This is a genomic window from Halanaerobium sp., from assembly GCF_003070835.1.
The window spans coordinates 1-8,333 of sequence record NZ_QBLR01000145.1 but is presented as its reverse complement, the minus strand read 5'-3'; the positions used below and the strand labels follow the sequence as shown (position 1 = coordinate 8,333).

9 protein-coding genes are annotated in these 8,333 nt (G+C 34.1%); all 9 read right to left on the bottom strand.

The features are described from left to right. Nucleotides 1-153 precede the first annotated feature (153 nt). A complete protein-coding gene (locus CI949_RS13315) occupies nucleotides 154-1,038 on the bottom strand; it encodes a fructose bisphosphate aldolase (RefSeq protein WP_290767240.1) in 885 nt (294 codons plus the stop codon). Between the two features lie 51 nt (nucleotides 1,039-1,089). Further along, nucleotides 1,090-2,487 carry an FAD-binding oxidoreductase gene (locus tag CI949_RS13310; RefSeq protein WP_290767238.1) on the bottom strand — a complete coding sequence of 466 codons (1,398 nt, stop codon included), beginning with the start codon at nucleotides 2,485-2,487 and terminating at the stop codon, nucleotides 1,090-1,092. Between the two features lie 35 nt (nucleotides 2,488-2,522). Beyond that, nucleotides 2,523-3,506 carry an electron transfer flavoprotein subunit alpha/FixB family protein gene (locus tag CI949_RS13305; protein ID WP_290767236.1) on the bottom strand — a complete coding sequence of 328 codons (984 nt, stop codon included), beginning with the start codon at nucleotides 3,504-3,506 and terminating at the stop codon, nucleotides 2,523-2,525. Nucleotides 3,507-3,508: 2 nt separating this feature from the next. Beyond that, complete coding sequence (locus tag CI949_RS13300) at nucleotides 3,509-4,312, bottom strand: electron transfer flavoprotein subunit beta/FixA family protein (protein WP_290767234.1); 804 nt, start codon at nucleotides 4,310-4,312, stop codon at nucleotides 3,509-3,511. 57 nt (nucleotides 4,313-4,369) lie between these two features. Next, a complete protein-coding gene (locus CI949_RS13295) occupies nucleotides 4,370-5,470 on the bottom strand; it encodes a hypothetical protein (RefSeq protein ID WP_290767232.1) in 1,101 nt (366 codons plus the stop codon). 187 nt (nucleotides 5,471-5,657) lie between these two features. Continuing rightward, entirely contained in the window at nucleotides 5,658-6,251 is a 594-nt protein-coding gene (locus CI949_RS13290; RefSeq protein ID WP_290767242.1) for a M20/M25/M40 family metallo-hydrolase, read from the bottom strand. A gap of 28 nt (nucleotides 6,252-6,279) precedes the next feature. Continuing rightward, nucleotides 6,280-6,582 (bottom strand): hypothetical protein, encoded by a 303-nt coding sequence (locus tag CI949_RS13285; protein WP_290767230.1) that lies wholly within the window; start codon nucleotides 6,580-6,582, stop codon nucleotides 6,280-6,282. A 13-nt stretch (nucleotides 6,583-6,595) separates the two neighbouring features. Beyond that, complete coding sequence (locus tag CI949_RS13280) at nucleotides 6,596-7,348, bottom strand: class I SAM-dependent methyltransferase (protein WP_290767228.1); 753 nt, start codon at nucleotides 7,346-7,348, stop codon at nucleotides 6,596-6,598. 12 nt (nucleotides 7,349-7,360) lie between these two features. After that, on the bottom strand, nucleotides 7,361-8,257 hold the full coding sequence (locus CI949_RS13275; protein WP_290767226.1) for a pirin family protein: 897 nt from the start codon (nucleotides 8,255-8,257) through the stop codon (nucleotides 7,361-7,363). Nucleotides 8,258-8,333 lie beyond the last annotated feature (76 nt).

Genomic DNA, 8,333 nt, shown 5'->3' with positions numbered 1-8,333 from the left:
GTCCATTATTATTTATTCTTCTTGATCAACTATCTTTTTCCTTGTTTTTAAATGGGAAAAAGACCGGTAAAAACCGGCCTCATCATATTTTTATTTATTTTTCTGAACAATTTTATTTTTTTATTTTGAAATTATTACTGTTTCTATATTAGATTAAGTTATTGACGCTTTATAAATTTTAACTACTGCATCTTTTAGTACCTTATCAAATTCTTCGTCGGATTGATCAACATGTAATTTCTGCAGTAGTGCCCTCGAGAAACTTGCAATCATATTATGATTTTCTGAAAGCTTGTTGACAGCAGCTTCCTGACTATAACCTCCAGATAAAGCAACTACTCTAACTACATTTGGATGTTCAATAATTTCTTTGTAAAAGTTTGCCTCACTTGGAATTGAAAGTTTAAAGATATATTTTTCATCATCCAAGTCCTGCAGCTGCTTTATAATCTCTTCTTTTAATATTTTTTCAGATTTAAGTTTATCATCACTTTTAATATTAACTTCTGGTTCTAAGATAGGTATAAATCCTGCTTCATAGATCTTTTTACCATATTCAAACTGTTGAGCAGCAATCTCTTTAATCCCCTTCGGATTAGCACTGTGAATAATAGACCTCATTTTAGTTCCAAAAATATTATATTTTCCTGCTTCTTCAAGCAGATCATCAAGCTTAGTCATCGGCTTCATCAGCTGAACGCCATTTTTTTTATTTTCTGTCCCCTGGTCAACTTTGAGTATTGGCAAAACACCTTTTTCTTCCCAGAGATAATCAGCAGTATATTTGCCTTCCATTTTATTATTCATTGTATGTTTAAATAATATTGCACCTAAAATGTTTTTAGAACTAAAAGAAGGACTTGTAATAACTCTTGTTCTCATAGCATGAATAAGATCGAACATCTCTTCTTCTGTCTCATATTCAGCTTCTGTTATACCGTAATCTTCTAAAGCTCCTGGTGTACTACCACCACTCTGATCCAGTGCTGCGATAAAGCCTTCACCATTTTTCATAAGATTAATTTGTTTTTTAATCATAATAACAACCTCCAATTAGTTGATTATCCCTTAGTTGAATTTAAACACTTTTTAAATACTTCTGCCGGCATTAAGTATATTATTTAGATCAAATGCATTTTTTATCTGTTTCATAATTTCTAATTCTCTTTTGGAATACATCATTGAAAGATACTTCTGTCTCAGCTTTCCAATACCGTGTTCTCCAGTTATTGTTCCTCCAATATCAACAGCACTCTGATAGATATCTTCTTTTATTTCAGTAAAATATGAAGGCATGTTTCCATTTTCTTTTAAAATTAGAACATGTAAATTACCATCCCCAGCATGAGCTATAACCGGACATTTAGTATTGTACTTTGCTTCAATTTCATTTAATTTATCTAAATATTCTAAGAGACTACCACGAGGAACAGTTACATCAGGACTATCTACAATTTTATCTGTAATAGCAGGTAAAATATGACTTCTAATATCCAAAATATTCTTGCGTTCACTAATACTCTGCGCTATCAACATATCAACAGCATTAAATTCAGCTGTTATTTCATCAAGCTGAGCTCCAATTTCAAATAAGTCATCTTCTTTAGCTTCTGAAAGCATAATTATTAAAAAATATTCACCATTTTCAGCAGGCCACTTTTTACCTATATCATCTGCAGCCATGTTAATTTCATCTTTTTCCACATATTCTAAAGCCATTGGAATAATACCTCTTTTTAAAATAGCTGGTACCGCTGCAAAGGCATCTCTCCGATCATTAAAGGCCACAATCAAAGTTCCATTAGCTTTTGGCTCTGGGTATAATTTTAAACTAACTTCAGTTATGACACCTAAAGTACCTTCACTACCAATCAGCAGCTGCATTAAATCATAACCTGCATTATTTTTAAGAAGTTTTCCCTTACTGCCCCCATAATGAACAATCTCACCTGTCGGAAGTACTACTTTCATGCCGAGAATCTGATTTCGCATAATTCCATGTTTTACGGCTCTAACTCCACCGGCATTCATAGCAACCATTCCTCCAGCCTGGGCTCCTTCATCACCAGGATGCAGGGGGAAATATAGATGATCATTACTTTTTAACTCTTCTATAATATCTCCCAGAGTAACTGCTGCTTCTGCTTTTAAAAGCATATTTTCTTCGTCAATTTCTATAATTTTATCCAGTCTTTCTAATGATAAAATTATACTTTCCTGATCAGGAATAGTATTAGCTGCCAGTGCAGTTCCTGCACCTCTAGCAATAACATTAATTTTTTCTTGATTTGCAAATTTTAAAATTGCAGCTATTTCTTCACTGTCAGCAGCCTTGACAACTACCGAGCCTGATACAGGTTCTGGTGCTACCATACTATAATTATCATTTGTACTTTCCAGACTGTAGGAAAGTACTCGTTCAGAGTCCGTATCAACCCATTTTTCTCCAACAATTGCTTCTAACTTCTCAATTATCTGCTTCTGCATATTCGCCCTCCAAATTTTAATATCTTAAAAATTTATTATTTATTTTTATATTCTTTTATCATCTCAGGAATAATTTTGTATAGATCTCCTTCAATTGCATAATCAGCAGCCTTAAAAATAGGAGCTGAAGGATCATTATTAACTGCAATAATAGTTTCAGCTTCTTTCATCCCTGCAAGATGCTGTGGAGCCCCCGAAATACCAAAGGCAAAATAAACTTTTGGCTTAACACGCTGACCACTGTAACCAACCTGGCGTTCTTTAGGCATTAAACCCTGATCTACAACATCCCTGGAAACTGCTACAACTCCATTTAAAATATCAGCCAGCTCCTGCAGCATTTTAAAATCTTCGGCATTTTTGACACCACTTCCACCTGCTACAACAACTTCAGCCTCTGTAATATTTATTTTCTGATCACTTATCTTCTCAATCTCTTTTAATATATCATTTTCCTTAAAATTAATTTCTTCAATAGTAATTTTACCTTTTCTATTTTCATTTCTAGCTGCTTTTGCAAACTCCTGGTAACGGACTGTTGCCATCTGTGGTTTTGTATCACTTTTAATATGGGCCAGTATATTTTCACTAAAGGCTGGCCTAATCTGCAGCAGTGAACCATCTTCTGCTATATCAAGTTCAGTACAGTCAGCTGTCAGACCGGTTTTCAATGCAGCTGCCAGTCTTGGTGCCAGAGAACGCCCAAAATTTGTCGCCCCGATTAAAATAATTTCTGGGGTCTTTTGATTTAGAAATTTGAGAATAGCTTTTTTAAATAAATATTCATCTGGATAAGCAAAATTACCATTAATTAATAATTGAATTTCATCTGCTCCATGATAAATTAGTTCATTTAGCTCTCTATTTTCAATATTTTCTGCAGCTAGAACTAAAAGATTAAGTTTCAAATCAGCTTTATCTGCCAGCTCTCTTCCTTTATTTAATAATTCTAAAATCACCGGATGAATTCTATTTTTACTGTATTCAGCTATTATTAATAAGCTCTTTTTATCTGCCATCATTAAGCCTCCATCAAATTTTTAGCTGTTAATATTTCTTTTATCTCAGCAACAGCCGTTTCAGATTCATTTTTATTATATCTTTTAGTCTTTCTTTTTATTTTCTGGGGTACAACAATGTTTTCAACCCAGGTTGGTGAACCTTTAAAACCAACTTCTTTAATCTGCAGCTGATCCTTTATTGTTTCATAGTCAAGTTTTTCTACCTTAATTTTTCTGGCTTTCATTTTACCTTTAAATGATGGTAGACTTGGATTATTAAGATCTTTAGTTACTGTAATTAAAAGCGGATAACTATAAGTCTTATTATAATTGGCTTCCCAAAGAGAAGTACTAACTGTAATTTCACTATTTGAAACAGCCACTATTTCACTTACATAGGCAGCATGATTGATATCCAAAAACTCAGCAGTCTGAGGACCAACCTGAGCTGTATCTCCATCAACACTCATTTCACCAGCAACAATTAAATCAAAATCACCCAATTTTTTTGCTGCTGCAGATAGCACAGCCGAAGTTGAAATTGTATCAGCTCCTGCAAAATTTTTATCTGTTAGCAAAAAAACTTTATCTGCCCCTCTGGCTGCTGCTTCTTTTAAAGCAGATTCGGCTCTTTTGGGACCCATACTTAAAGCTGTAATCTCTCCTCCTAATTTTTCTTTGATTCTGACAGCAGCTTCCAAAGCATTTAAATCAAATGGATTTACTTCAACTCCAGCTGATTTTCTATCTATCTTTCCTTTTTCAGCATCAAATTGAACCTTTTCCATCTCTGGTACCTGTTTAATTAAAACTAAAATCCGCAAAAAATCAACTCCTCAATAATCTATTACTTGTTTCTATCTAAAATTTAAAATAATATTTTAGTTAAACCTTCTTTTAATTAATTTATATATTACCGGCAAGATGAGGATTGGTATTCCTAAATAACCTAAAAAGCTATATCCTTTGGCAACTAAAGGAATTAAACCAAAACGGGCAATAGACCAGGTTATTAAGACAAAAATTAAAGAGGCTACTATTGAGTGACTCTGACTGGTGTTATCATTAGGCCACCAAGAAACTATTCTTTTGACTCCACCAAAAACAAAATTTACTCCGGTAGAAATTACCCCAAGTACTATTAAAATTGAAATAATATTTTCAGCTAAAGCTCCACCTACTCCATTATTTACTACATAAATTGTTGGAACAGGTATTTCTAAAATATCTGGATAATAGGCCAATACTGTAACTGAGGCAAGAGTTAATAAGACACCATTAATTACAAAACCTGCCCAGGCAGCCTTTAATGCATCATCTCTTGTTTTTAAGACATCTGCTACCGCAACATAAGCCCCAACAGCCAGCGCCTGAAAACTTGCATATAATAACATGCTCCAGAGAGCAGACCAAAGACTAGTGTCTGCAGTCTGAGCAGAAATTACATTAATTATCTTAGGAAAACTAACTACAGCATTTGCTCCATAAACTACTATAACTCCTATAATAATAGCTATTCCTATGTAAGTAGCAAATTCACGAACTAATTTAGCTCCAAAGATAGTAAGTAAAAATATAATAGCAGCTATAACAATAGTATTTGCTAAATAGGGAGTTCCTATTGCAGATTTAATTGTACTTCCACCAGTAGCAAAGGCAACTGCTGTTGCCACCCCCATTGTTAAAACAAAAATAATTTCATATAAATTTGAAAAAATCTTTTGATATGGATGATAAAACTCATCAGTCCAACTTCTGTAATCATATGTATCATTAACTACACTAAAATCCCAGGCATAATAGAAAATAACTGCATCAAGTCCCATGGCAATAATTGGAGTAAATATTGAATACCAGCCATGACTGACAAAAAATTGTGCTGCCTGTCTACCTGAGGCAAAACCTCCCCCAAAATGCGTTGTAAACCAGACAAAAGCTACACTGAAAAAAACTGGAATTGAAAAACTACTTTTCTTCTCCACTACTCATTCTCCTTTACTAGTTTTTTGTTGTATCTAATATTAAATTTTGCACTTTAATGAGATAAAGTCATTTTAATTATATTGTAATATTATTTTTAAGTCAAGGGTGAAATTTTTCAGTGTAGGGCAGGGTTAATTATTCAATTTCCAGCTAAAGACTTTGCTTTTCTCTGTTTTATTTAAATTATTAAAATTCATTTATGATCTTTGAATCTAAAGCTCTGATAATTTCAGCTGCCCAGCTAATAGTATTTTTATAGTCCTCGTAAGCTGAAATAGAGTAATGTGTATGGGCATAGCGTACCGGTACACCTATAACAATTGTCGGTACAGAATAATTGCTTAAAGTAATTTTTGCCCCATCATTTCCGCCGCCAATCCGGACTGCATCCTGAAATGGAATTTGATGTTTTTTAGCAATATCTCTGGCAAATTTAATAAATTTGGGGTTTGCGATTATGGAGATATCTCGATGTCGAATCTGAGGACCTTTTTTTAATACAGATTGAGCATCATATTGATCTCTAAATGTATCATCAGCTGGTGTGCCTTCAAAAGCAATTGCTATATCAGCTTTGATTTTTCTAGAAGTAACCTCAGCTCCTCTGGTTCCAACTTCTTCCTGAGCTGAAAGACTTCCCACTAAATTTAGACCAAGCTTTTCAGTACTTAAGTCATTTAATAGATCAATTACGGCTGCTGTTCCCAGCCGGTTATCAAAGGCCTTGCCCATCATTATTCCACGCTCTTGATCGAATTCAAAATCAACATCTGGTACAATTGGAGCTCCAACTTCAATCTTATAATCTTTATATGAGCGGAATATTCTGTGGAAACCAGCTGCCTAAATTAATAAATTTTAAACTACCATTTTTATTAACTGATTTGACCATAAAACCTACTTCATCTGAGTGGCTGTCCAGCATTAAAATCGGTTTTTGAGGGTTTTTATTTTCTGGATATAAATACATATTTCTCATTGAATCAACTTCTGTTTTTATATTAGCAGCTAGCTTATTTCTAACTACTTCTAAAACTTGATCTTCAAAGCCTGATACACCATTTGCATTTGATAAATCTTTAATTAAATTAATCGAATTATTCTTTTTCATAATCTACTCCTTCTTAATTTAGTTTTTGGGCGATATAAAAGCCATAACTAAAATAATCTTTATATTTCTGGTAGAATTTAATTTCATCTTTTTCATTTTCAACTAATCTTGCAGCCGCTTCAGAATAATTGTGTTTGATGAGAAAATCTTCAAAACGTTCTTCCATCGGCCTATAATAATTATCGATCCAGCTTGATTCAGGCAGATAAAAATATCCGACCGGCGAAAATCCATTCTCTTCTAATATTTTAATTTTAGCAGAGGCTGTATTAATTTCTGGATACTCATTATTCCAATATTCTTCTATTTCAGCAGGTCTGGAAGCTGTAGTCCAGGTTATTTCGCTAACTGCTAAATAACCACCACATTTTAGATATTTTTTCCACTGCTTAATTCCTTCTTCAAAGCCCATAATATAGATTGCTCCTTCTGACCAGATAATATCAAATTCTTTACTGCCAAAGGGAAGATCATCCATTGATTTTTTTAAGGTCTTTATTTTATGAGCTAAACCCAGTTCTGCTGCCTTTGTCTTTAACTTTGCTAAAAATTGAGGGAAAAGGTCAACGGCTTTAATCTCTCCTTTAATCTTGCGGGCCAGAGTAATTGTCTGCCCACCCGAGCCGCAGCCAATATCTGCAATTTTTAAAACTTTATCTTGTTTTAAATCCATAAAGCTTAGAGCCTTTAGCGTATCATCGGTACTGCCTGGCCCCTGTCTTTTAGCTTCTAGATGAAAATCAAGCATTAATTCCAATTCTGTCACTTTAATTTCTCCTTATTTTGTATTATTTTCCTGGTAAAATTTATTAATCTGAGTTGGCTTTTTCTCGTTTTTACTTTTAATAAATGTTCCATTATCAAGCTCCTTGGAAGCTGCAGCAAGTTCTTCTCTGCTGTTCATAACAATTGGACCACCCCAGGCTATAGGTTCGTTTAATTTTTTGCCTGCAAGAAAGAGAAACCTCGCCGTATTTTGAGCTGTATTAACTTTTATTTTGCTGCCGTTTTCATATAAAACTCCCTGCGGATATTTTTTGAGATTTTCTTTCCCGGGTTCAAAATTGGCCTCTCCTCTAATTAAAAAGGCATAGGCGTTATAGTCTGCCTGCAGTTCAAAAATAAATTTACTCTCTGCAGCTAATTCTACATCGAAAAAAGTAGGTCTGGTGTCAGTTCTCTGAATCTGACCACTTAAGCCTTGATATTCACCGGCAATAATCTTAACTTTTTTCTGATCATCTTCATAAACTGGTATCATAGCCTCTGTTATATCTCCATATTGAGGCTCTGTCATTTTATTACTGGCAGCCAGGTTTAACCAGACCTGAACCCCAAGCATTTCTGCTGATGGCTGGGGTAATTCCTGATGCAGTATTCCCGAACCTGCAGTCATCCACTGACACTGGCTATTCCTTATTACTCCACTATTTCCTATACTGTCTCCATGTTCAATTTCTCCCTTGATTAGATAGGTAACAGTTTCAATTCCCCGGTGTGGATGCCAGGGAAATCCACGTCTGTAGTCTGAAGGATCAGTTGAATCAAAAAAATCCATCATCAAAAAAGGGTCAAAATCTGGAATCTGATGATAACCAAAACAGCGTCTGAGTTTAACTCCTGCACCATCCTGAGTTTCTCTACCCTCAAAATAATTTTTTACTTTTCTAAACATTTAAATTACCTCTTTCCCCTGATGATTTGTGATCTTAAATATAATTATAAAATTAATTTATCTATATAGTATAGTC

Coding starts and splice junctions, on each gene's coding strand:
- CI949_RS13315 (WP_290767240.1), bottom strand. CDS start 1,038: ATGATTAAAAAACAAATTAATCTTATGAAAAATGGTGAAGGCTTTATC.
- CI949_RS13310 (WP_290767238.1), bottom strand. CDS start 2,487: ATGCAGAAGCAGATAATTGAGAAGTTAGAAGCAATTGTTGGAGAAAAA.
- CI949_RS13305 (WP_290767236.1), bottom strand. CDS start 3,506: ATGGCAGATAAAAAGAGCTTATTAATAATAGCTGAATACAGTAAAAAT.
- CI949_RS13285 (WP_290767230.1), bottom strand. CDS start 6,582: ATGAAAAAGAATAATTCGATTAATTTAATTAAAGATTTATCAAATGCA.
- CI949_RS13275 (WP_290767226.1), bottom strand. CDS start 8,257: ATGTTTAGAAAAGTAAAAAATTATTTTGAGGGTAGAGAAACTCAGGAT.